This window comes from Gluconacetobacter johannae, assembly GCF_014174305.1.
Lineage (GTDB): Bacteria > Pseudomonadota > Alphaproteobacteria > Acetobacterales > Acetobacteraceae > Gluconacetobacter > Gluconacetobacter johannae.
In genome coordinates this window covers 18464-41105 of sequence record NZ_JABEQH010000016.1, presented here as the reverse complement: position 1 = coordinate 41105, position 22642 = coordinate 18464, and the positions used below count along the sequence as shown (strand labels likewise).

Sequence of the window (22642 nt, the reverse complement as noted above, 5' to 3'; positions counted from 1 at the left end):
CCGCCGTGGCATCATGTCCGCTTCGTGAAGCCGATCCGCGGGTCCGTCCCTTGCAAGGGCGCGGCGTTTGACGCATGGCTTGAACCTGTGGCACGGCGTGGCGCGAAGCAGCAAGGCCATCAGGCGCCGGCCGCCCGATCACGGGGGGGGCCGGACGGTACGGAGTAGTCCGCATGTCCGACGATCACGATGAGGAAAACGGCTTCGACGCCGTGATTCCCGACAGCCTCATACCCTACGACGCCTGGATCGAGGACGCGTACCGCGAGGTGATGCTGCGCGCGCTGGACCATGTCGGCGCCGAGGGCCTGCCGGACGGGCATCATTTCTACATCACGTTCCTGACCAACTGGCCGGGCGTGGACATGCCCGCCCGCCTGCGCGCCCAGTACCCGCACGAGATCACGATCGTGCTGCAGCACCAGTTCTGGGACCTGAAGGTGGACCGCGCGGCGCAGACCGTGTCGGTCGGCCTGTCCTTCGGCGGCGTGGGGTCGATCCTGGTCATCCCCGTCGCCGCCATCACGGCCTTCGCCGACCCCCATGTCCGGCTGGCCCTGCGCTTCACCGCGCCGGAGCCGGATGAGGAGGAGGAGGCCGACGAGACCACCCCGCCGGACGCCGGGGCCACCGCCCCCGCCCCGGCAGGGGACGAGCCGGCCGAGACGCCGGCCTCGTCGCAGGTGGTCAGCCTTGCGGCCTTTCGGAAGAAGGGGCCGAACCAGGGCTGAACCACACGTCATCCGGAGCGCCCGGATGCGGCCGGGCGTCCCGTGAACCGCTACCACCCGGAACCAATCCGGGGGAGACTGGCACAAGGGAGATCGTCCGTTGAATGTTTCAACCACCCCACCGAAACCGGCGCTCAAGCCGTTCGCCTACGGCCCGCTCTTTCCGCTGCACGACGACGACACGCCGTGGAAGAAGCTGGAGATCGCGGGCGTGCACACCACGGTCTGCGACGGGCGGACCGTGCTGCACATCCGCCCCGAGGCCCTGAGCGAACTGGCGGCCCGCGCCTTCCACGACATCGCGCATCTGCTGCGGCCGGGCCATCTGGCGCAGCTTGCGCGCATCCTCAAGGACCCCGAGGCCTCGGACAACGACCGCTTCGTGGCGCTGGACCTGCTGAAGAACGCCTGCATCGCCGCCGGCGGCGTGCTGCCGATGTGCCAGGACACCGGCACGGCCATCGTCTACGGCAAGAAGGGCCAGCGCGTCTGGATCGACGGGAACGAGGAGGAAGCGTTCTCGCGCGGGGTGTACGACACCTACACCCGCACCAGCCTGCGCTATTCGCAGATGGCGCCGCTGTCGATGTTCGAGGAAGTGAACACCGGCACCAACCTGCCGGTGCAGTTCCATATCTCGGCCGCCCCCGGCGACTATCACGCCGAACAGATGGACCTGATGTTCGTCGCCAAGGGCGGCGGGTCGGCCAACAAGACCTTCCTGTTCCAGGAAACCCGCGCCCTGCTGTCCAGCAAGGACGACCTGCTGAAATGGCTGGACGTCAAGGTCCGCACGCTGGGCACCTCGGCCTGCCCGCCCTACCACCTGGCGGTGGTGATCGGCGGCATGTCGGCCGAACAGACGCTGGAGACGGTGAAGCTGGCCTCGACGCGCTGGCTGGACACCCTGCCCACCCAGGGCAGCCCCCTGGGCCACGCCTTCCGCGACCTGGAACTGGAACAGGAGATTTTGAAGCTGACGCAGCGCCTGGGCATCGGCGCGCAGTTCGGCGGCAAGTATTTCTGCCATGACGTGCGCGTGGTGCGCCTGCCGCGCCATGGCGCATCGCTGCCGGTGGGCATCGGCGTGTCGTGCTCGGCCGACCGGCAGGTCAAGGCGCGCATCACCGCCGACGGGTTCTTCCTGGAGCAACTGGAAACCGACCCCGCCCGCTTCCTGCCGGAAACGACGGACGCGCATCTGGACGGCGAGGTGGTCCAGGTGGACCTGAACCAGCCGATGAGCGAGATCCGCGCCCTGCTGTCGCGCTTTCCCGTCCGCACGCGCCTGTCGCTGACCGGCACGATGGTGGTGGCCCGCGACATCGCCCACGCCAAGTTCCGCGAACGGCTGGAGCGCGGCGAGGGCCTGCCCGACTACCTGAAGAATCACCCGGTCTATTACGCCGGCCCGGCCAAGACGCCCGACGGGCTGCCCACCGGCTCGTTCGGCCCGACCACGGCGGGGCGCATGGACAGCTATGTCGCCATGCTGCAGAAGGCCGGCGGGTCGTTCGTCATGCTGGCCAAGGGCAACCGCTCGAAGGCGGTGCGCGAGGCCTGCCATACATACGGCGGCTTCTACCTGGGCTCGGTCGGCGGCCCGGCGGCGCGGCTGGCCAAGGACTGCATCCGCAAGGTCGAGGTTCTGGAATATCCGGAACTGGGCATGGAGGCGGTCTGGAAGATCGAGGTCGAGAATTTCCCCGCCTTCATCGTCATCGACGACAAGGGTAATGATTTCTACGATGGCCTGACGGGCTGAGGCCGGGCGATCGCGCCCGGCGGCCCGACAGCTTAGGGAGATCCCTGTTCCATGCGCTTTACCGTCGATCGGCTGGACCATGTCGTCATCACTGTCCGCAACCTGGAGGTTTCGGCATCCTGGTATCAGCGGGTCCTGGGCATGGAGCGGGAGGAATACGGCCGCAACAACCGCACGGCGCTGAAATTCGGCGGCCAGAAGATCAACCTCCGCCCCCATGGGGCGGAGGGCTGGGCCACCGCCGACGACGCGCTGCCGGGCACCAACGACCTGTGCTTCATCACCGCGCTGTCCAGCGGCGACGTGATCGAGCATCTGGAAGGCTGCGGCGTCACCGTGACCGAGGGGCCGGTGGCCCGCCTCGGCGCGCTGGGGCCGATCACCTCGGTCTATTGCCAGGACCCGGACGGCAACCTGGTCGAAATCGGGTCCTACCAGGGGTAGCGCCCGCCCATGGCCGGCATGCCCCCGCCCCCTTCGGCGCCCGTCGCGGCGCCGGTGGACAATCCGGCGCTCTATCCCCATCCGCAGGACCGGCCGCTGGCGGGCGCGCCCCATCCCGGCCGGCTGGTCCATCCGCGCCTGTATGCCTGCGAATGCGCGGGCACCATCGTGCTGATGGTGTTCGGGGTGGTCACCAACGTGCTGCTGGGGGCGGCGGCCAGCCCGGTGGGGCGGGCCCTGGCGGACTATCCCGCCCTGCAGGTCGCGTTGCAGGGGCTGTTCTTCGGCATGGGCGGCTCCATCGCGGCGCTGTCGCCCTTCGGGCGGGTCAGCGGCGGGCATGTCAGCCCGTCCGTGACCCTGGCCTTCACGCTGGCCGGCCGGCTGGCCTGGCGGGACATGATCGGCTACATGGCCGCCCAACTGGCGGGGGCCGTCATCGGCACCGGCCTGGTGGCGCTGGCCGGCCTGCTGTGGCCGCGCTGGGGCGGGTGGGCCCGCGCCACGCATTTCGCCGCCACCGTGCCCTACGACCGCGTGCCGCTGTCCTGGGCCTTCACCGGCGAGGCCTGCGCCACCGCGCTGCTGATTACCGCCCTGCTGTTCACCGGCGGGCATGCCCGCCTGCGCTGGGCGACGCCGCTGCTGGCCGGGCCGCTGTTCTTCACCCTGAACCCGTTCGAAGCCTGGCTGTCGGGCGACAGCACCAACCTGGCGCGCAGCCTGGGGCCGGCGCTGTTCTCCGGCCAGTGGCAGGGGTTCTGGATCTATTGCGTCGCCCCCTTCCTGGGGGCCGCGGCGACGGTGCTGATGATGCGCCTGCAGATGTTCGGCGAAATGCACCTGCACGAAGCCCGCATCGCCCATTTCGGCCACCACGGCCGCGCGCCCTTCCTGTTGCCCTGGCGGCGCAATACCGGGGCGTGAGGCGCGTTTTCCCGGGCTTCGCCCGAACCCACCAGGGCCTGAGGCCCTGGACCCCAATCATTTGATAACGAATGGGTTTCCAAAGGGCGACTGCCCTTTGGTGGGTCAAGGGCAACGCCCTTGCGGGGACATCTCATCCGTCAGTCTTTCGGAAAATTGGTATCAGGCGGTCGTCTCGGTTGACGACGCCGACAGATCCATGACGCTGTCCGACTTGAATATTCACGGAAGTGCGGCCAACGCGGTCGGATCTGCCAATCTGAGGGCCGTGGCTCTGGCGGTGATGGAAGGGGTGGATGTCGATGAAATCGTCATTAAGGGCTCGCTTCGAACGACTGGGGCCAATCCGGGACATCGAACGCGTACAATCCGGTTCACGCGGTAGGTTCGTCCTCTCCCTCAGCCGGAACGACTGGCCGGGCCTGAATGCCATCGCGGCGACGATGGCGCTGGCGAAGCGCGGGATGAAGGTGTCGGCGGCGAAGAAGCTGATCGACGAACTGATCGCGGATTCGGAGAAGGCAGGTGTCAGCACATGTTCGGCCTCCCTCCAGGTTCCAAAGGTGGAGAGCCCGGCCGCGCTGCTTGCCGATCTGCGGGAAGCGGGCGTGAAAGCTGTCCATGTCGATCAGAAGGCGGACGTGAATGTGGCCGCCATCCGTAAGAAGCTGAAGCTGACGCGGGAGCAGTTCGCGGTGCGATACGGCCTGGAAGAGGAAACCATCAAGGGCTGGGAAAAGGGCGTGCGCGCGCCCGACACGGCCGCAAAAAGCTACCTGCGCGTGATTGCGAGCGACCCTGGCGGCGTGCGCGTGGCCTATCAGCGGAACGTTGCCGGCGAATTGCAGGCCTCGCTCCCGCAGGCATCGGACATTCCAAGGCAAAGCGTCCGTCACGCGACGCCTGGACCGAAGACCTAGCCCGCCTTGCCGAAGGTCGCCGTCAGGCTGGCCGAGCCCAGGGCGTGGCTGTGCACGAAGAAGCCCACCATCGCCCCCGACGCGTCGGACGGCAGGGTCAGGGTTTCGGTGTCCAGCGCGTGCACGGTGAAGATGTAGCGATGGGCCGGTCCCGGCGGGGGAGCCGCGCCGCCGTAGGCGTTGCCGCCGAAATCGGTGCGGGTCATCGACGCGCCCTCGGGCAGGTCGGCGTCGCCCGACCCCGCGCCGGCGGGCAGGGACGTCACGGTGGCGGGGATGTTGACCACCACCCAGTGCCACCACCCCGAGCCGGTCGGCGCGTCGGGGTCGTACAGGGTGACGACGAAGCTGCGGGTCCCCTCGGGGGCGCCGCTCCAGGCCAGCGGGGGCGAGATGTTGCCGCCCCGGTAGCCCATGCCGTCGAACACCTGCGCGTCGGGCAGGCGGCCGCCCTCGGTGAAGGCGCGGCTGGTCAGCGTGAATGTCATGTCGGTGTCCTGTCGGTCGCGGAAGGGGTTTTACCAGTTCTTGCTGACCAGCCAGAATTCCTCCGACGTCAGGGTGATGACGCCGCCGCCGGCCGCCGACTGGGCCGCGGCCTCGGCCAGGGCGGCGATGCGCTGGACCATCAGGGTCTTGCGGACATGCGCCTCGGACGTTTCGGGGTTGGCCTCCAGCACGCTCAGCGCAACCTTGCAGGCCTTGGCGACGCGCGCGGCGTCGAGTGCGGCATAGGACATCGGTCTCGTTCCCGTTTCATGGTCCGGGGGCGGCCCCCGGATGCGTTCGCCCCATTCTGGCGTCCGGGGCGCGCGTTGTCCAACCGTCACGCGACGCTGGCAACCGGCCGTGGGATTCCGTAAACGGGGCGTCCGATGACCGATCTTGCCTCCGATTTCGATTTCGACCTTCCGCCCGCGCTGGTGGCCGACCACCCGGCCCGCCCGCGCGATTCCGCGCGCCTGCTGGATATTCCGGCGGCGGGGCCGTTCCACGACCGCATCGTGCGCGACCTGCCGTCGCTGCTGCGGCCGGGCGACCTGCTGGTGGCCAACGACACCGCCGTGATCCCGGCGCAACTGGACGCGCGGCGCGGCGAGGCGCGGATCGGCATCACGCTGGACCGCATCCTGCCCGACGGCACATGGCATGCCCTGGCCCGCAACGCGCGCCGGCTGCGGGCGGGCGACGTGCTGACCTTCGCGGGGGTGGAGACGACGGCCGACATCGTGTCGCGCGATGCCGAAGGCGGCGTGATTTTGCGTTTCAGCGCCGAGGGCCTGGCCTTCGATGCGTTCCTGCAGACGGCCGGCGCCCTGGCCCTGCCGCCCTATATCGCCCGGCCCCACGGCCCGACCGAGGCCGACCGCGACGATTACCGCACCATCTTTTCCGAGCATCGCGGCGCGGTGGCGGCGCCCACGGCGGGGCTGCATTTCACGCCCGGCCTGCTGGCGGCGCTGGACGCGGCGGGGGTGGCACGGCGGACGCTGACGCTGCATGTGGGCGCGGGGACGTTCCTGCCGGTGCGGGGCGACAGCATCGCCGCCCACCGCATGCATGCCGAACGGGGCGTCATCACCGCCGAAACGGCGGCGGCCATCAACGCCACCCGCGCCGCCGGCGGGCGGATCGTCGCCGTGGGCACCACCACCCTGCGCCTGCTGGAAAGCGCCGCCGACCCCGACGGCACCATCCGGCCCTTCGACGGCGACACCGCCATCTTCATCCGCCCCGGCTACCGCTTCCGGGCCGTGGACATGCTGATGACCAATTTCCACCTGCCGCGCTCGACCCTGTTCATGCTGGTCTGCGCGTTCGCCGGATACCAGAGAATGCGTGACGCCTACGCCCATGCCGTCGCCGACGGCTATCGGTTCTATTCCTACGGCGACGCCTGCCTGCTGCACCGCGCCCCCTCGCCCGGCGCGTCGGCATGAGCACCGCCTTCCGCTGGGTGGCGCAGGCCCGCGCCGGGCGCGCCCGCGCCGGGCACCTGCACACCGCCCATGGCGTCGTGCCCACGCCCACCTTCATGCCCGTCGGCACCGTGGGCACGGTCAAGGCCATGACGATGGACGCCGTGCGCTCCACCGGCGCGGGGATCGTGCTGGGCAACACCTACCATCTGATGCTGCGTCCGGGGGCCGAGCGCGTGCGCGCCCAGGGCGGGCTGCACCGGTTCATGGACTGGCCCGGCCCCATCCTGACCGATTCCGGCGGGTTCCAGGTCATGTCGCTGGGCGCGCTGCGTAAGCTGGACCAGGACGGGGTGACGTTCAATTCGCACATCGACGGGTCGAAGCACCGGCTGACGCCGGAACGCTCGACCGACATCCAGAACGCGCTGGACGCCACCATCACCATGTGTTTCGACGAGTGCCCGGCCCTGCCCGCGCCCACCGAGACCATCGCGCAGTCGATGCGCCTGTCGATGCGCTGGGCCGCCCGCTGCCGCGAGGCCTTCGTGCCGCGCCCCGGCTATGCCCAGTACGGCATCATCCAGGGCGGGACCGAGCCCGAACTGCGGGCCGAGAGCGTCCGCGCCCTGACCGACATCGGCTTCGAGGGCTATGCCATCGGCGGCCTGGCGGTCGGCGAGGGGCAGGCGCTGATGTTCGCGACGCTGGACTCGACGGTGCCGCTGATCCCGCAGGACCACCCGCGCTACCTGATGGGCGTCGGCACGCCCGACGACCTGCTGGGGGCGGTGGAACGCGGCGTCGACATGTTCGACTGCGTGATGCCCACCCGCGCGGGGCGCACCGCGCGCGCCTATACCGAACGCGGGACGCTGAACCTGCGGAACGCGCGCCACGCCGACGACATGCGCCCGATCTCGCCGCATTGCGACTGCCTGGCGTGCTCCCGCCACAGCCGCGCCTACCTGCATCACCTGTTCCGCGCGAACGAGATGCTGGGGCCGATGCTGCTGACCTGGCACAACATCGCCTATTACCAGCGCCTGATGCGCGGCATCCGCGCCGCCATCGTCGAGGGCACGCTGGACGCGCACGCCACCTGGCTGCGCGCCCAGTGGGCAATGGACGACTGGACGCCCGACGAAATGCCGCCCCCCGACATCCCTCCGGTTCCCTGACCCATGGCGGACCTCTCGCCCGACGCGGCCCTGGCCCTGCGCGATGCGATTCGCGACCGGGCGCTGGCGCTGGGGTTCGACGCGGTGGGGTTCTGCGACGCCGCGCTGGGGGACGAGGCCCGGACCCGCCTGGCCGATTTCCTGGCGGCCGGGCATCACGGGTCGATGGGCTGGCTGGCCGACCGCGCCGCCCAGCGCGGCGACCCGCGCGCCCTGTGGCCGGCGGCGCGCAGCGTCATCGCGCTGGGCCTGTCCTACGCGCCCGGCGACGACCCGCTGGCGACGGTGGGGCGGCCCGACCGGGGCAACATCTCGGTCTATGCCCGCAACCGCGACTACCACGACGTGGTGAAGGGGATGCTGAAGCACCTGGCCCAGTTCGTGGTGGCCGAGGGCGCCCGCGCCGCCGCCCGCCACGCCGTGCCGGGCGCAGCCGAGGTGAAGGTGTTCGTCGATACCGCCCCGGTGATGGAAAAACCGCTGGCCGCGCGCGCCGGGCTGGGCTGGCAGGGCAAGCATACCAACCTGGTGTCGCGCCGGCACGGAAGCTGGCTGTTCCTCGGCGAGGTCTACACCACGCTGGCCCTGCCGCGCTCCGCCCCCTCGGGCGGGGGGTGCGGCACCTGCCGGCGCTGCCTGGACGCCTGCCCCACCGGGGCGTTTCCCGAACCGTGGCGGATGGATGCGCGCCGCTGCCTGTCCTATCTGACGATCGAGAATCCCGGCCCGATCCCCGAGGAATTCCGCGCCCCGATGGGCAACCGGATCTATGGCTGCGACGACTGCCTGGCGGTGTGCCCGTGGAACCGCTTCGCCACCCGGTCGCGCCAGATGAAGCTGCTGGCGCGCGACGAACTGACCGCCCCCCGCCTGGCCGAACTGGCGCGTCTGGACGATGCCGCGTTCCGCGCCCTGTTCGCCGGGTCGCCGGTCAAGCGGATCGGCCGCGACCGATTTGTGCGGAACGTGCTGGTCGCCATCGGCAATTCGGGCCTGGCGGCGCTGCGGCCCACGGCGCAGGCGCTGTGCGACGATGCCGACCCCGTGGTGGCCGAGGCCGCGCGCTGGGCCGTCGGGCGGCTGCCGGCATGACCGGCGAGCCGGCCTTCCGCCTGCCCGGCGGCCGGGCGCTGGCCAAGCGCAGCCTGGTCCTGTCCGGCCACCGCACCAGCGTGGCGCTGGAGCCCGAATTCTGGACGGCGCTGGAGGCCATGGCCCAGGCGCGCGGCCTGGGCCTGCCGGCGCTGATCGCCCGAATCGACGCAGCCCGCGACCCGACCCGCCCCCTGGCCTCGGCCCTGCGGGTGGCGGCCCTGCTGGCGGCCCGGGCGGAACCGGGGGCAACCTTGGAAGGTGATTTGGGTTGAAGGGCCGTGCGTGCTAAAGCAGAGGCCATGGCGATCTGGGGAAAGCTGTTCGGCAGTGTGGCGGGGTTTGCGGTCGGCGGACCGGTCGGCGGCCTCCTGGGCGCCGTGCTGGGGCATGCGGCCGATAACGGATCGATCCTGCAAACGCCGGTAGGCGGCTGGACCGATCGCTGGGCCCCGCGCGGCAATGCCGACCCCAACGGGGCGGCGGCCTTCGTGGCCGCCAAGCTGGCCGCCGTGATGGGCAAGCGCGAACAGCTTTACGGGCTGGTCATCGTGATTCTCTCGGCCAAGCTGGCCAAGTGCGACGGGCCGGTGAACCGGTCGGAAATCGACGCCTTCAAGCGCCGCTTCCAGGTGCCGGCCGACAATGCGAAGGAGGTCGGGCGCCTGTTCGACCATGCCCGCCAGCGCGTGGACGATTACGAGGCCTTCGCCCTCGAACTGGGCCGCGCCTTCCCCGACCGCCCCGAAATGCTGGAAGACGCCCTGGGCGCCCTGTTCGCCATCGCCCGCGCCGACGCCGGGCCGGAAGGCGAACTGCACCCGGCGGAAATCCAGTTCCTGCGGCGGGTGCATCGCGCCTTCGGGCTGAGCGCCGGCGGCTGGGACCGCGCCGAGCACGGCGGCGCCCGCCCCGGCGTCAGCGAAATCGACGCCTACGCCGTACTGGGCATCGCCCGCACCGCCACGGATGTCGAAGTCCGCGCAATCTGGCGACGCCTGGTGCGCGAACACCACCCCGACGCCATGGCCGCCCGCGGCGCCACCCCCCGCGAAGTGGACGCCGCCGCCGGCCGCATCGCCCAGATCAACGCCGCCTGGGACAGGATCAAGCGCGACCGGCGGTTGTGAGGGGCTGTCTGAATCCGACGGAACGTCCGGCACCTCCTGCCAATGAATACTCTCTTCTCCCGCTGTCGATCGCAGGACCGCTATGCCCTTGCCGAATCTTTCCTCTGTTCGAACGGCCGCCGCGCGTATGGCCGGTATCGCGCATCGCACCCCGGTCCTGACCTCTCGCGCCCTAAACACACGCACGGGCGCGGGCCTGTTTTTCAAGGCGGAGCATCTGCAACGGGTTGGAGCGTTCAAGTTCCGAGGGGCGGTGAATGCGATCGCGGCTCTGGATCCCGAGGCGCGGGCGCGGGGAGTGGTAGCGTTTTCGTCCGGCAATCACGCCCAGGCGATCGCGCTGGCGGCGTCTCTGGCAGGCATTCCGGCCGTCATCGTCATGCCCGAGGACGCGCCGGCCATGAAAATTGCAGCCACGCGGGGTTATGGGGCCGAGGTGGTGCTCTATGATCGTTACACGCAGGACCGCAACATCATTGGTGCCGGGCTGGCGGCGGACCGAGGGCTGACGCTGATTCCGCCTTTCAACCATCTGGACGTCATCATCGGTCAGGGCACGGCGGCGTTGGAACTGTTCGAGGAGACGGGACCGCTTGACCTCCTGCTGGCGCCGGTTGGCGGTGGCGGGTTGATCTCGGGATCGGCGCTGGTGGCGGCGGAACTGTCGCCGGGCTGCAAGATTGTCGGCGTGGAACCGGAAACGGGCAGCGACGCGCAGCAATCGCTGAAGCTTGGCGAGATCGTGACGATTCCGGTCCCGCGTACCATCGCCGACGGGGCGCAGACGACGGCGCTCGGGTCGCTCACTTTTCCGCTCATGCAGAAACACGTCTCGCAGATCGTCACGGTCACTGATTCACAACTGGTGGAGACCATGCGGCTGATCGCCGAGCGCATGAAGCAGGTCATCGAGCCGACAGGATGTCTCGCGGCCGCGGCCGCGTTGCAGGGCGCGGTCGAGGTGGCAGGCAAGAAGGTCGGCGTGATTCTGTCCGGCGGGAATATCGATATCACGCAGTTCACGGCTCTGATCGCGCGCGGGTGATGGTTTCGCCCGGGCGCAGTGTCCCAGCCCCATTCGTTTCCTAAAGTCGTGGGTTTCCAAAGGGCTGCGCCCTTTGGAAACAAATCTGTTTATTCATGACCGGGGTAACGCCCTTGCCTTCCCGCGCTATACACTGACCAGACTGCGCTGTGCCGCCGCCTCGACTTCGCGGGTCAGTTTGCCCAGCAGGCGGGTGCCGATGCGGACCTGTTGCCAGTAGAGGGGCACGTGCAGGTAATGGCGCGGGGCGAGTTCGACCAGTTGGCCGGTGGACAAATAAGGTTCGGCCATCAGCAGCGGATTGACCGACCAGCCGAGGCCGGCGATCGAGGCATCGAGAAAGCCGTGCGAGGACGGCAGCCAGTGGGTCGGGGCCGTCAGTTCGGCGCCGGTGATGGTGCGCGCCCATCGGGCTTGCAGCATGTCCCTGCGGTCGAAGCGCAGGATGGGCGCGCGGGCCAGGGTGGCGGCGTCGACGCCGCCGGCGAACCATTGGCGCATGAAGGCGGGCGAGGCCACCGCGACGTAGCGCAGGGCGCCCAGCGCAATGGTGCGGCAGCCCTGCACCGGGGCCGCGTCGGTGGTGACGGCGGCCAGCACCTCGCCCGAGCGCAGGCGTTCGGCGGTATGGCCCTCGTCGTCGATCACCAGATCGACCAGCACGTCGCCCCGTCGGGCGAAGGCCGCGATGGCAGGCAGGAGCCAGGCGCCGAGACTGTCGGCATTGACGGCGATGCGGACCGTGGGCGGGCCGGTGTCCGTCGCCTGCCCGGTGGCGAGGACCGGCAGGGCCGCGATCATCTCGCCTTCCAGAAGATGCACGCGTTCGAAATGGGCGCACAGCCGGGCGCCGATCGGCGTGGCCGTGCAGGGCTGGCCGCGCACGATCAGGATGGTGCCCAGCCGATCTTCCAGCGCCCGCACACGCTGCGATATCGCCGAGGGCGTGACCCCGAGCGCGCCGGCCGCGCGTTCGAAGCTGCCTTCGCGCACGACGGACGCCACGGCGGCGAGGGAGGCGTAATCGAGCATGGGAATTAGCTATGCTTAATCGAGTATAGAATCTTAAGCTGGATTACACGCGGCCCGCCCGGCATGGAAGCCGCCATGTCTTACTTTTCAGGTTTCAGCAGCGGATTCGGCCTGTCGGCGGCCCTGATTGCCGCCATCGGGGCGCAGAACATGTTTGTCCTGCGGCAGGGGCTGCGCCGTGAACATGTCGCCCCGGTGGTGCTGTTCTGTGCGGCGGCCGACCTCGTTCTGGTGGCGGCGGGCGTTGCCGGCAGCGGCACGGTGCTGAAGGCGATCCCGTGGCTGGCGCTGGTGCTGACGCTGGGGGGCGCCGGCTTCCTGCTCTGGTACGGGGTGGGTGCGTTGCGCCGGGCGGTCACGCCGGGAACGCTGGTTGCGGAAACGGCGGGCGGGACCGCCCCCCTGGGCGCCATCCTGATGCGGGCGGCGGCGTTTACCTTCCTCAATCCGCACGTCTATCTGGATACCATGATGCTGATGGGCGCCGTGGGGGGCGCGCTGCCCGGCGGCGCGCGGCCGGCGTTCGTGGCGGGCGCGGGGACGGCGAGCGCCGTGTGGTTCACGGCCCTGGGCTTCGGGGCGCGCATCCTGCGGCCGGTGTTCGCGCGCCCCGTCGCCTGGCGCATCCTCGACGGGCTGGTGGCGGCCATCATGCTGGCCCTTGCCTGCCTGCTGCTGGCGCGGGCGCTGGGCCCGCTGGTGTAGGTTGCCCCCTGGAAAGGACAGGATCAGACGGCGGGAGAGATTTCCGGCGCCCGGGCTTCGGGGCGCCCTGCCCCGCCCGGCCGGCCGCATCGCGCCAGCAGCGCGCGCAGGTGATTGACCACCGGAAACACCTCGTGGTTCCAGTCGGCGCCCTGGTCGTCCCAGGCCTGCTGTTCCAGTTCCACCACCTCGCGGTCCTCCTCGAAGATGCGGTTGGTGAACACGCCCAGCGCCGGCCAGATCAGGTCGATCAGGAACGGGGTCTTCGGGCGCTGGACTGACAGCAGGCCGAAGGCGCGGGTCGTGCGCTGGTCGGCGCTCTGCGGGACATAGGCCACCCACAGGTCCATTATCAGGTCGCCGTCCTTATCGACGATCCGCAGCGTCTGGTACGGATAGTCCGTGCGGATCGTGACGACTTCCTCGACCGGCTGCTCGCGTCCCTTCAGGTCGCGGTGGCGGCCGAAGATCAGCGCCTCGGCCAGCGGCTGGTGGGTGCCGGTGCGGGCGAAGCTGTAGCGCGCCTCGACAAAGGTTTCGCCCCGGTCGTGGCCCAGCAGGCGGGCGCGGATCCGGCCCATCTGGCGGCGATGCAGGAACTGATGGTTCATGTCCATCAGGTTCTCGTGCATGAAGCTGTAATGGCAGGCCACGCGGGGGCCGAACTGCCGGGTCTTGTAGCCGGGGTTGGCCACCTGGGCCAGGGTGGGCAGCGGCGCCGACCCGGCCAGGGCGGGATCGCCGGGGAAGACGAAGATCAGCCCGCCCACCTCGCGGCAGGGGTAGGTCCGCACGCCGTTGGGCAGCTTGCCCTTGCCCAGATAAGGCACGTCGATGCAGCGGCCCGACCGGCCATAGGCCCAGCCGTGATAGCAGCACAGAACGGCCTGGCCCTTCACCTGGCCCTTGCTCAGCGGCACCTGGCGGTGGGCGCAGCGGTCCTCCAGCGCGAAGACGTCGCCTTCGGTGGGGCGGACCAGCGCGATCGGCTGGCCGGCATACCGCGCGCCGATCGTCTTTCCGGGCTTCAGCTCGTGCGACCAGGCCACCGGGTACCAGAAATCCGGATCGCAATCGACCCGGCGCAGGTCCGGCTGCCCGGCCGCACGTCCCTCCCGATCCGGGATGCCGATCTGATTCATCGCCCTGGTCCGCTCCGGCTTCTGATGACGGTCCATTGTTTCCCGCCGGGCTGGCGCTTGTCTCGCCCCGGTTGGGAAACCGAGGCCTGCAGGTGGCGCAATGCCGGCGTCACCGGCGGCGTTCATGATGTTTTCATGAAATGTCGGCCGCCCTGGATGACGCGGGGCATGCCTGCGTGCCACAAGCGACGTCCATTGCGTATAATCAACGACACTCCGGCGGGCCGGTCGGCTGACGGCGCAGCCGATCGAGTAAGAGCCTGTCTGGACATGCGCGCCGGCGGCGATCGGGCGCGCATGTCCAAACCACCCGTAAAGGACGCCCCATGACCATGATCCTGCCCCGCCGCGATTTCCTGGCCGGCGCCACGGCCAGCGCCCTGCTGGCCTCGGTGCCGGCGCAGGCGCGCACGCCCACGCATAATTGCGTCATGATCGGCGACTGGGGGCGGCAGGGGCATTACGAACAGGGCCGGCTGGCCGCGTGCATGGGGCGGGTGGCGGCCCAGCATCGCAGCCTGTACACCGTTTCGGTCGGCGATAATTTCTATGACGACGGGGTGCAGTCGGTGACCGACCGGCAATGGATCACGTCGTTCGAATCAATCTACAGCGCCGAAAGCCTGAAGACGCCGTGGCGGGTGATCCTGGGCAACCACGACTATCGCGGCAAGGTGGAGCCGCAACTGCTCTACGGCCGGCAGGTGGACAGCCGGTGGTACCTGCCCGCCCGCTATTACAGCATGCGCGACATCCTGCCCGACGGCAGCACCGCGGAAACCTTCTTCCTGGATACCTCGCCGTTCATCAGCCGCTACCGGGGCACCAAGGTCGATATCACCGGGCAGGACACGGCGGCGCAGGTCGCGTGGCTGGACGCGGCGCTGGGCGCGTCGGATGCGCGGTGGAAGATCGTGATCGGGCATCATCCGGTCTATACGGCCGAGCGACGCTTCGACGAGCCGGAACTGATTGCAGCACTGGTGCCCGTGATGAAGCGGCATGGCGTGCATGTCTACATCAACGGGCACATCCACAACCTGCAATATATCGAACGAGACGGCATCCATTACATCAACAACGGCGCCGGTTCGCGGATCGACCCGGTGGCGCCGGCGCAGGACGGGGGCATCGTCTTCCCGGGCGAACATGGATTCATGACGGTGGCGCTGTCGCGCGACGTGTTCCAGTTCCGCTTCATCGGCATCGACGGGCGGTGCCTGCTGTCGAAAAGTGTCAATAATCTTTCATAATATGTCCCATACGGAAAACGTTTGAATCTTCTCCAAACTGTCACAAATTCGCGATCTCAAAGTTGCTAGATGGCAATGGATTTTTTCATCGGGCCATTACCATCATGCGACATCATTATCATTTTCTTCTTTTCTGCTCTGCCCTTTCCGGATTTTCCGGCATGGCCTGCGCGGCGCCCCCCGCCGCCGCGCAGGCCGATGCCCCCGTGGCGAAGAAGGCGGCCCTCCCGCCCGCCCCGCACGCGGGCGAGGACGTGGTGGTGACCGAGCGGCGGACGCGCTCGGAACTGAGCGTCGGCTCTGCGCTGATCCAGAAGATCCTGCCCGGGACGTCGCCCATCCAGGCGCTGGAGGTGCTGCCGGGCGTCATCTACACCACCGCCGACCCCTGGGGTTCGACCGAGCAGAACGCCGCGCTGTATATCCACGGCTTTGCCCAGAGCCAGCTTGGCTTCACGATGGATGGCATACCGCTGGGCGACCAGACCTATAACAATTACAACGGCCTGTCGCCGCAGCGGATGATTTCGAGCGAGAACGTCGCGCGTGTGTCGCTGTCGGCCGGGGCGGGCGACCTGGGGACGGCGTCGACCAGCAATCTGGGCGGGACGATCCAGACCGTGTCGAGCGACCCCAGCACGACGCGCGGCGGCCGCGTGTCGCAGAGTTTCGGAAGCTACGCGGCGTTCCGCACCTTCGGGCGGTTCGATACCGGCACGTTCGGCGGAAACAACCGGGCCTATATCAGCTTCCTGCGGCAGGACGCGCGCGCGTGGGATTATCACGAGCACCAGGGCGGCCAGCAGGTGAACGTGAAATTCCTGCATGATGGCAGGAAAGATCGGATCACCTTCTATTTCAGCTGGATGGACAAGGCCGAGGGCAACGAAGACGCGGTGGTGCTGCCGTCGAACGTCTATACGCGCCCGTCCTTCTACCCCGAGCTGGGGCAGGCGATGGCCTATCTGGACAAGACGGGGGCGCCCCCGAAGGCGGCGGGCCTGAATTTCCGCGACTATGCCAGCACGGCGCTGCGCCAGGATTTCATCGGCTATGTCCGCGACGAACATCGGTTTTCCGACGCGCTGACCTGGACGACGACGGCCTACGGCCACCGCGACGCGTCGGCGGGCGTGGTGACCACGCCGATCGGCGCATCCGGAATTTCCAAGATCCTGACGGCCTATTATCCGGACAGCGACATCCGCAGCCTGTTCGGCGGGTCGGGTTTCACCAACCGGACCACGGAATATTCGATCAGCCGCGAGGGGGTGATCTCGAACCTGAATTACCGGCTGGGGCAGCACGAGTTCGAGGTCGGCGGATGGTACGAGCGGAACGTCAACACCTTCGAGCGGCGGTGGTATCCGTTTTCGGCCACCTCGCCGCTGTCGCCCTACGACCGGCCGACGGACCCGCTGATTAACCAGTTCGGCAACGATTTCCATACGAACACGTTCCAGACCCATATCCAGGACCGGTGGCATGTGACCCGGGACCTGACCCTGCAGGCGGGGTTCAAATCCAGCCTGCAATACACCAACGGCCGCCTGACGGTGCCCGGACTGCCGGCGTCGCTGTCGCCGGCCGGCTCGACCACCGCGGCGGGCGGGCAGATCGACGCCGTGGATGCGTTCCTGCCCGGCTTCGGCGCGACGTGGCGCCTGTCGGCGCATGACCAGTTCTTCGCCAATATCCAGAAGAACATGCGCGGCTACCAGGCTCTGGGCTATGGCTACGCGACGCCGTGGGGCATCCCCAGCCAGGCGGGGTTCGAGAATTTCCGCCAGACCGGCAAGCCCGAGACCTCATGGACCTACGAGGCCGGGTGGCGGTTCAACCACCCGCTGGCGGCCGGGCCGCTGGTGGGCATCGACGGGCAATTGTCCTATTACCACGTCGATTTTTCCAACCGCCTGCTGACGGTCAGTTCGTCGCCGCAGATCACCAGCCTGACGGGTGCGGCGTCGCTGCTGGAAAACGTGGGCGGCGTGACGACGAATGGCGCCGATGCGGAATTCACGCTGCATTTCACGCATCATCTGTCGCTGTATGACGCGGTGTCATACAATAAATCGACCTACGACAACAATTACCTGTCGGGCACCGCGGTGGTCGCGACGGCGGGGAAGAATGTCGTGGCGGTGCCGGACTGGATGAACAAGTTCATCTTCGCCTATACCGACCACAATCTGTTCGCGCAGATCACCGGCGATTATATCGGCCGCCGCTATGCCACCTATCTGAACGACCTGTCGGTGTCGCCGATGGTGCTGTTCGGCTTCAACGGCGGCTATACCTTCCATCATCTGCCGGTGCTGCGCGAGGGGAGCATCCAGTTCAACGTCACGAACCTGACCAACACGCGGAACTGGTCGACCATCCTGGCGACGAACGCCTCGAAGCAGTTCACGGCCTATCCGGTCGCGCCGCGCCAGTTCTTCGTGACGCTGACGGGGCGGTTCTAAGCACGGCGGCACCACGCCGGGGGTGCGAAGGCAAGGGCCTGGGCCCTTGCCGGGTCCGGGCACAGCGCCCGGCCTTCCTCTGCCAGGCGCCGTCAGGCCAGGGTCAGGACTTCTGGATCATGTCCCGAATAAGCCGACCTGCCGTCGCCAGGGCTTCGTTACTGTTAAGGCCACTTCGGGCGGACAGGTGCGGCACGACGGCAAACGGAATGGGGCCGGGATGCAGCAGGATCGTCTTGGGGTGGCCGTTGACGCTAAAGGCGTGCCGCTCCAGCGTGACGTCCCTTCCCAGGACGACCTGGCAAAAATCCTCTGCGTGCGTCAGGCCGACGCCAATGAACAGGCGGGGCTGATGATGGAGCACCTGTTCATGCATCTGACGGAAACAGGTGGAGCGGATGCGGGCGAGATAATCCTGCTTGTCCTTGAAGCCTGTCCGTAGCTGGGCATCCTGCGACCAAGTCTCCAGGTTGCGGCATTCCTCGGGAAAGAGGTTGGTCTGGAAATAGTCGCTCGTGTTGCTCTCGAAGATTTTCTTCTCCCCGGCATAGGCCTGGGCGGTTGCGACATCCTGCCCTTCAATGGCGGCAATCAGCTTGAAGGCATTGCGGTTGTAGGTCCAATTGCGCCACTGCATGGCGACGGAATAATCCGCGATTTCGTTTTCCGAACCACGCTGATCGGGAGATTCGCCGTATTCGATGCCGCAGAGCCAAAGCGTGCGATGCGCCGGATTACCGATATTCCCCGGCCCCCCAAAATGGTGGTTCGGCAAGAAAGCGGGCTGGCGCTCGGCAAGGGTAGAGACCGTCATCGGAAGACCTTTCGAGTTGGGGGTATGGGAACCGGAATGGCTCACCCACCGCAGCAGGCTCGACGGCGGTGTAACAATCGGAATTTCGTACAATAATTCTGCGGACCGGAAATGCATTCCGCGCATGAAGCCAGGCCTGTCCGTGGACGCCATGTTATCGGACAGCTTGGGCAGGACGGCCCGCAGAGAACTTCCAGCCGCTGATTTTCGGTTCACCCAAACGCTTGGATTTATGGTATGTGACAGCAGATGCCGACCCTGCACCGTTTCGATGGCCTGAGTGTCGTCATCTACCCCAACGACCATAGACCGGCCCATGTCCATGTACGCGGCAACGGTGGGGAGGCGATTTTTATCCTGCACTGTCCGGATGGCCCGCCGGAGTTGCGGGAAACCTTCGGGTTTAGACGGGCCGAAGTCGCGAGGATCGACGAGGAACTGACCTCGCTTCTGACGACACTGTGTCAGCACTGGAGGACCATCCATGGCCATTACTGAGGAACAGTTTGCCCAGGCTGAAAAGCAGGGCGAAGAGGCGCGCCAAGCCGGTTATGCTATCAAGGCCCGTTACGACCGACGTGCCCATCGGGTCGTGGTCGCGCTGAATACGGGCGTGCATGTGACGTTCCCGACCCATCTGGCCCAGGGGCTGGACAATGCCACGCCCGATGCGCTGTCCGAGATTGAAATATCCCCATCCGGCCTTGGCTTGCACTGGCCCCAGCTCGACGCCGATCTGTCAGTTCCGGGGCTGTTGCAAGGACATTTCGGTAGTCGGTCCTGGATGGCGGCTCAGATGGGGGGCAAAGGCGGCCAATCCCGCTCGGCTGCCAAGCAGGCCGCCGCCCGGGCCAATGGCCTGAAGGGCGGCCGACCGCGCAAGATGGCAAGGCCCTGATACGGACACGCTTAAGTTGGGCGAGGAGCTTCCATTCGCATCGCCGGGCCGTCCTTTTATACCGGCAGCAGGTTCGACGGGCCGCGTTCCAGCACCGTGACGGGGTCGCCCACCGCGATGCGGCCGGGGCGGATGATGGCGGTGTTCTGGCCGAACATCACGCCGCCCCTGGTCCGGCGGGTGCGGGACAGGGTCTGCAACGGTTCGCCCGGGTCGGGGATCCGGGCAGTCTGCTGGTCGATGGTGGTCACGACGCAGCGCGAGCACGGCTTGACGATACGCAGCACCGCCTGCCCGACCGCGACCAGCCGCCATTCGTCCTCGGCCCAGGCGGGGGCGCCGGAGACCACGATATTGGGGCGGAAGCGGTCCATCGGCACCGGGGCGGGCAACGCGTCGTTCAGCGCCGCCAGCGATTCCAGGGTGGCGAGCAGGGCGGCGAATCCGTCGGCGAACCCCACGGTGGCGCCGGGCGGGGCATAGGCCGGATCGGCCGGCCGGGCATCGGTGTCGTGCAGATAGACCAGCCGGCAGGGGCGGCCCAGCGCGGCCGAGAGCCAGCCGGCCGCAGCCGGGCCGGCATCGACGGCCGGCACCGTGTCGCGCCAGACGCGCACGGGCCGGCGCGCGGCGTCGGCGGGCGGGACGTCCACCGCCAGCGTGCCCTGGCCCGGCAGCGCCAGCGTCAGCCCGCCCGGCTGCCGCCCCACCGCGACCAGGGCCATGCGGGCGATCTGCCGCTGGGTCAGGAACCCGCCGTCGGGGTCGACGACCAGCCAGCGCCGGTCGTCATCCAGCCCGCACGGCCCCAGCCAGCCCTGGGCCACGGGGACCATGCCCAGGGACTTGACCGGATAGACATGCAGTGCCGTGACGCGAAGGCCCTGGTCCGCCATGCGTCAGCGCGGCGTCCCGGCCTGCACGCCGAAGTGGAAGACCGTCGTGTAATCGAAGGTCTGCCCCGGATTGAGGGTGGTGGTGGGGAAGGACGGGTGGTTGGGCGAATCAGGGTAATGCTCGGCCTCGAAGGCGATGGCGTCGGTCTGGCGATAGGCGCGGTGCGACACCCCGGCATAGGCCCCGGTCAGCGAGTTGGAGGTATAGACCTGCAGGCCGGGCTGCGAGGTCAGGACCTCCATCGTGCGGCCCGTCTTCGGGTCGAGGATGTGGGCGGCCAGGCGGGGCGCCCCGCCCGAGGGGCCGTTGACCACCCAGTTCTGGTCATAGCCGCGCGCGAACATCAGCTGCGGATACGAATCGCGCAGATGCGCGCCCACGCGCGTGGGCTTGCGGAAGTCGAGCGGCGTGCCCGCGACCGGCGCCAGCTCCCCGGTGGGGATCGAGGTCGGGTCGGTGGGGGTGTAGCGGTCGGCGTTGATCTGCAGGATCTGGTTTTCGACCGAGCCCGACCCCTCGCCGCCCAGGTTGAAGTAGCTGTGGTTGGTCAGGTTGAGCACCGTCGGCCGGTCGGTCGTGGCCGTGTAATGCAGGCTGAGCTGGTCGCGATCGTCCAGCGTGTAGGTCACGGCGACCTTCAGCGTGCCGGGGAAGCCCTGGTCGCCGTCCGGGCTGGTCATCGACAGGGTGGCGCTGGCGGAATGGGCGTCGGAGGCCGTGCCGTCCACATGCCATAGCTGCTTGTCGAAGCCCTTGGTGCCGCCGTGCAGCGCGTTCGGGGGCGCGGTCACGGGAACGTGATAGGTCTGCCCGTCCAGGGTGAAGGCGCCGCGGGCGATCCGGTTGGCGTAGCGCCCGATCATCGCGCCGAAGAACAGGCCGCCCTGCGCGCTGTCCACGACATAGCCCTGCAGGTCGGGGAAGCCCAGGACGATGTCATCGACATGCCCGGTGCGGTCCGGCGTTTCGATTGCGGTAATGATTCCGCCATAGGTGATGAAGCGGACAGTGACGCCATGGGCATTACGCAGGGTCAGGATTTCCACCGGCTGGCCGTCGGGCATGGTGCCGAACGACGCGCGGGTCAGGCCGACGGGGGCGGCCGGCGCGGCGCCCGCCGGGGCGGCGGCGACCAGGGCCGAACCGGCCAGCAGCAATGTGGAGAGGCGGCGTATTGCGAGTGTCCTGAACATCATGTCCCAGCTTCTATTGTGGATTTTCAGTCACAGTGAACCAGACCCTGTTGGCAGGCAAGGGCCGAAATCCGTGCCTCCGGCCTGCATCCGGGCAGGCACGGGACATGAAACGGCGGGCTGGGGGGCACCGGGGCGGATTGCACAACCGACATCCCATGCTAGAGAAGACCCAGCGGACACACCTTCGGTTTCCGCTCCATCCATCGGGCTCCTGCCGCGTCAGGCAACAGGAACGGCAGACAAGGGAAACGGAAACGAGTATGCGCGCTGTGACAGGATCGAACATTCCGCCGTCCCCGCCGTCCGCTTTCGTTGCCCGCCTGCGCCGGATCGCCCTGGTCACCGCCGGGCTGGGCGTTACGGCCGTGGCCGGATGCGCCGCCCCGCCGCCCAAGGACCCCGAGGCCCTGGCCGAATACCGCGAGGCCAACGATCCGTACGAATCCCTGAACCGGAAGATGTACGACATCAGCATGACGCTGGATAAATATTCCCTGCGTCCGGTGGCCAAGGCCTATGTCTGGGCGGTGCCCTACCGGGTGCGCCAGTCGCTGGGCAACATGGTCCAGACGATGAACGAGCCGGTGGTGTTCTTCAACGATGTCGGGGCCGGCAAGTCGCGGCGCGCCGGCGACGCCTTCGTGCGCTGGTGCGTCAACATGGTGGCGGGCGTCGGCGGGCTGATCGACGTCGCGAAATACGCGGGCTACCCCCACCACGACAACGACGCCGGCCTGACGATGGCGACATGGGGCGTGCCCTCCGGCCCGTACCTGTTCCTGCCGATGATGGGGCCGTCGTCGTTCCGCGACGGGGCGGGCTACGGCATCGACGTCGGCCTGTCGCCGTGGAACTACGTGCCCAGCGGCTATGGCCTGCTGACCTTCAACTGGGCCTATAACATCATGGGCGTGATTAATGGCCGCGCGGACCATCTGGACGCGCTGGACCAGCTTCAGAAAGATGCGCTGGACCCCTACGCCACCATCCGCAGCGCCTACCAGCAGCAGCGCAAGGCGCAGGCCGAAGCCATCGGCAACGACCATCGGGCCACCGTTCCCGACTGGTACAACTGAAAAGGGA

The 22642-nt window shown here is 68.1% G+C and carries 24 protein-coding genes; 17 read left to right on the top strand and 7 right to left on the bottom strand.

Annotated features, from left to right (window positions below):
* The first annotated feature begins 173 nt into the window (after positions 1-173).
* From HLH21_RS12140 to HLH21_RS12120, 5 genes are all read left to right on the top strand, one after another.
* Positions 174-731: an SspB family protein gene (locus tag HLH21_RS12140; protein WP_182944017.1), complete on the top strand. Its 558-nt coding sequence runs from the start codon at positions 174-176 to the stop codon at positions 729-731.
* 100 nt (positions 732-831) lie between these two features.
* Positions 832-2496 (top strand): fumarate hydratase, encoded by a 1665-nt coding sequence (locus HLH21_RS12135; protein WP_182944016.1) that lies wholly within the window; start codon positions 832-834, stop codon positions 2494-2496.
* Between the two features lie 51 nt (positions 2497-2547).
* Entirely contained in the window at positions 2548-2940 is a 393-nt protein-coding gene (locus tag HLH21_RS12130; protein WP_182944015.1) for a VOC family protein, read from the top strand.
* A 9-nt stretch (positions 2941-2949) separates the two neighbouring features.
* Positions 2950-3867: an MIP/aquaporin family protein gene (locus tag HLH21_RS12125; protein WP_306414193.1), complete on the top strand. Its 918-nt coding sequence runs from the start codon at positions 2950-2952 to the stop codon at positions 3865-3867.
* 296 nt (positions 3868-4163) lie between these two features.
* Positions 4164-4787 carry a helix-turn-helix domain-containing protein gene (locus tag HLH21_RS12120; RefSeq protein WP_246379663.1) on the top strand — a complete coding sequence of 208 codons (624 nt, stop codon included), beginning with the start codon at positions 4164-4166 and terminating at the stop codon, positions 4785-4787.
* On the opposite strand, the gene HLH21_RS12115 is transcribed toward HLH21_RS12120, so the two are convergent.
* Positions 4784-5275 (bottom strand): kinase inhibitor, encoded by a 492-nt coding sequence (locus HLH21_RS12115; protein ID WP_182944014.1) that lies wholly within the window; start codon positions 5273-5275, stop codon positions 4784-4786. The genes HLH21_RS12120 and HLH21_RS12115 overlap by 4 nt on opposite strands.
* A 30-nt stretch (positions 5276-5305) precedes the next feature.
* On the bottom strand, positions 5306-5527 hold the full coding sequence (locus tag HLH21_RS12110) for a hypothetical protein (RefSeq protein WP_182944013.1): 222 nt from the start codon (positions 5525-5527) through the stop codon (positions 5306-5308).
* A 135-nt stretch (positions 5528-5662) separates the two neighbouring features.
* Here HLH21_RS12110 and queA point away from each other — a divergent pair, with 135 nt between their 5' ends.
* The 6 genes from queA to HLH21_RS12080 all read left to right on the top strand — a co-directional run bounded on the left by queA (position 5663) and on the right by HLH21_RS12080 (position 11154).
* The gene (queA, locus tag HLH21_RS12105) at positions 5663-6727 is read left to right on the top strand and encodes a tRNA preQ1(34) S-adenosylmethionine ribosyltransferase-isomerase QueA (RefSeq protein ID WP_182944012.1); all 1065 of its coding nucleotides are present in this window, start codon (positions 5663-5665) and stop codon (positions 6725-6727) included.
* On the top strand, positions 6724-7887 hold the full coding sequence (tgt, locus tag HLH21_RS12100) for a tRNA guanosine(34) transglycosylase Tgt (protein ID WP_182944011.1): 1164 nt from the start codon (positions 6724-6726) through the stop codon (positions 7885-7887). Before queA ends, tgt begins: the two co-directional genes overlap by 4 nt.
* Positions 7888-7890: 3 nt before the next feature.
* Positions 7891-8979: a tRNA epoxyqueuosine(34) reductase QueG gene (gene queG, locus HLH21_RS12095; RefSeq protein ID WP_182944010.1), complete on the top strand. Its 1089-nt coding sequence runs from the start codon at positions 7891-7893 to the stop codon at positions 8977-8979.
* Positions 8976-9254 carry a ribbon-helix-helix domain-containing protein gene (locus HLH21_RS12090; RefSeq protein ID WP_182944009.1) on the top strand — a complete coding sequence of 93 codons (279 nt, stop codon included), beginning with the start codon at positions 8976-8978 and terminating at the stop codon, positions 9252-9254. The genes queG and HLH21_RS12090 overlap by 4 nt, the downstream gene beginning before the upstream one ends.
* A gap of 27 nt (positions 9255-9281) precedes the next feature.
* Positions 9282-10109, top strand: a complete 828-nt coding sequence (locus tag HLH21_RS12085) for a TerB family tellurite resistance protein (RefSeq protein WP_182944008.1) — start codon at positions 9282-9284, stop codon at positions 10107-10109.
* 82 nt (positions 10110-10191) lie between these two features.
* Positions 10192-11154 (top strand): threo-3-hydroxy-L-aspartate ammonia-lyase, encoded by a 963-nt coding sequence (locus HLH21_RS12080; RefSeq protein ID WP_182944007.1) that lies wholly within the window; start codon positions 10192-10194, stop codon positions 11152-11154.
* Between the two features lie 126 nt (positions 11155-11280).
* Here the strand turns inward: HLH21_RS12080 and HLH21_RS12075 are convergent, their stop codons facing one another.
* Positions 11281-12186 carry a LysR family transcriptional regulator ArgP gene (locus HLH21_RS12075; RefSeq protein WP_182944006.1) on the bottom strand — a complete coding sequence of 302 codons (906 nt, stop codon included), beginning with the start codon at positions 12184-12186 and terminating at the stop codon, positions 11281-11283.
* A 75-nt stretch (positions 12187-12261) separates the two neighbouring features.
* Here HLH21_RS12075 and HLH21_RS12070 point away from each other — a divergent pair, with 75 nt between their 5' ends.
* On the top strand, positions 12262-12891 hold the full coding sequence (locus HLH21_RS12070) for a LysE/ArgO family amino acid transporter (protein ID WP_182944005.1): 630 nt from the start codon (positions 12262-12264) through the stop codon (positions 12889-12891).
* Between the two features lie 23 nt (positions 12892-12914).
* Here HLH21_RS12070 and HLH21_RS12065 read toward each other — a convergent pair whose 3' ends face one another.
* A complete protein-coding gene (locus tag HLH21_RS12065; RefSeq protein ID WP_182944004.1) occupies positions 12915-14033 on the bottom strand; it encodes an aromatic ring-hydroxylating oxygenase subunit alpha in 1119 nt (372 codons plus the stop codon).
* A 326-nt stretch (positions 14034-14359) separates the two neighbouring features.
* On the opposite strand from HLH21_RS12065, the gene HLH21_RS12060 reads away from it, so the two are divergent.
* The gene (locus tag HLH21_RS12060) at positions 14360-15286 is read left to right on the top strand and encodes a metallophosphoesterase (protein ID WP_246379661.1); all 927 of its coding nucleotides are present in this window, start codon (positions 14360-14362) and stop codon (positions 15284-15286) included.
* Positions 15287-15447: 161 nt separating this feature from the next.
* Positions 15448-17754: a TonB-dependent receptor gene (locus HLH21_RS12055; RefSeq protein WP_220789793.1), complete on the top strand. Its 2307-nt coding sequence runs from the start codon at positions 15448-15450 to the stop codon at positions 17752-17754.
* A gap of 103 nt (positions 17755-17857) precedes the next feature.
* Here the strand turns inward: HLH21_RS12055 and HLH21_RS12050 are convergent, their stop codons facing one another.
* Positions 17858-18568, bottom strand: coding sequence for a hypothetical protein (locus HLH21_RS12050; RefSeq protein ID WP_182944002.1), 711 nt, complete (start codon positions 18566-18568; stop codon positions 17858-17860).
* Between the two features lie 249 nt (positions 18569-18817).
* Here HLH21_RS12050 and HLH21_RS12045 point away from each other — a divergent pair, with 249 nt between their 5' ends.
* Both HLH21_RS12045 and HLH21_RS12040 read left to right on the top strand, forming a co-directional pair.
* Positions 18818-19066 (top strand): DUF4160 domain-containing protein, encoded by a 249-nt coding sequence (locus HLH21_RS12045; RefSeq protein ID WP_182944001.1) that lies wholly within the window; start codon positions 18818-18820, stop codon positions 19064-19066.
* A complete protein-coding gene (locus tag HLH21_RS12040) occupies positions 19053-19466 on the top strand; it encodes a DUF2442 domain-containing protein (protein WP_182944000.1) in 414 nt (137 codons plus the stop codon). Before HLH21_RS12045 ends, HLH21_RS12040 begins: the two co-directional genes overlap by 14 nt.
* Positions 19467-19522: 56 nt before the next feature.
* Here the strand turns inward: HLH21_RS12040 and HLH21_RS12035 are convergent, their stop codons facing one another.
* The gene (locus HLH21_RS12035; RefSeq protein ID WP_182943999.1) at positions 19523-20362 is read right to left on the bottom strand and encodes an MOSC domain-containing protein; all 840 of its coding nucleotides are present in this window, start codon (positions 20360-20362) and stop codon (positions 19523-19525) included.
* A 3-nt stretch (positions 20363-20365) separates the two neighbouring features.
* Entirely contained in the window at positions 20366-21556 is a 1191-nt protein-coding gene (locus HLH21_RS12030) for an aldose epimerase family protein (RefSeq protein WP_182944062.1), read from the bottom strand.
* A 263-nt stretch (positions 21557-21819) separates the two neighbouring features.
* Here HLH21_RS12030 and HLH21_RS12025 point away from each other — a divergent pair, with 263 nt between their 5' ends.
* Positions 21820-22635 (top strand): MlaA family lipoprotein, encoded by an 816-nt coding sequence (locus HLH21_RS12025; protein ID WP_182943998.1) that lies wholly within the window; start codon positions 21820-21822, stop codon positions 22633-22635.
* The last annotated feature ends 7 nt before the right edge of the window (positions 22636-22642 follow it).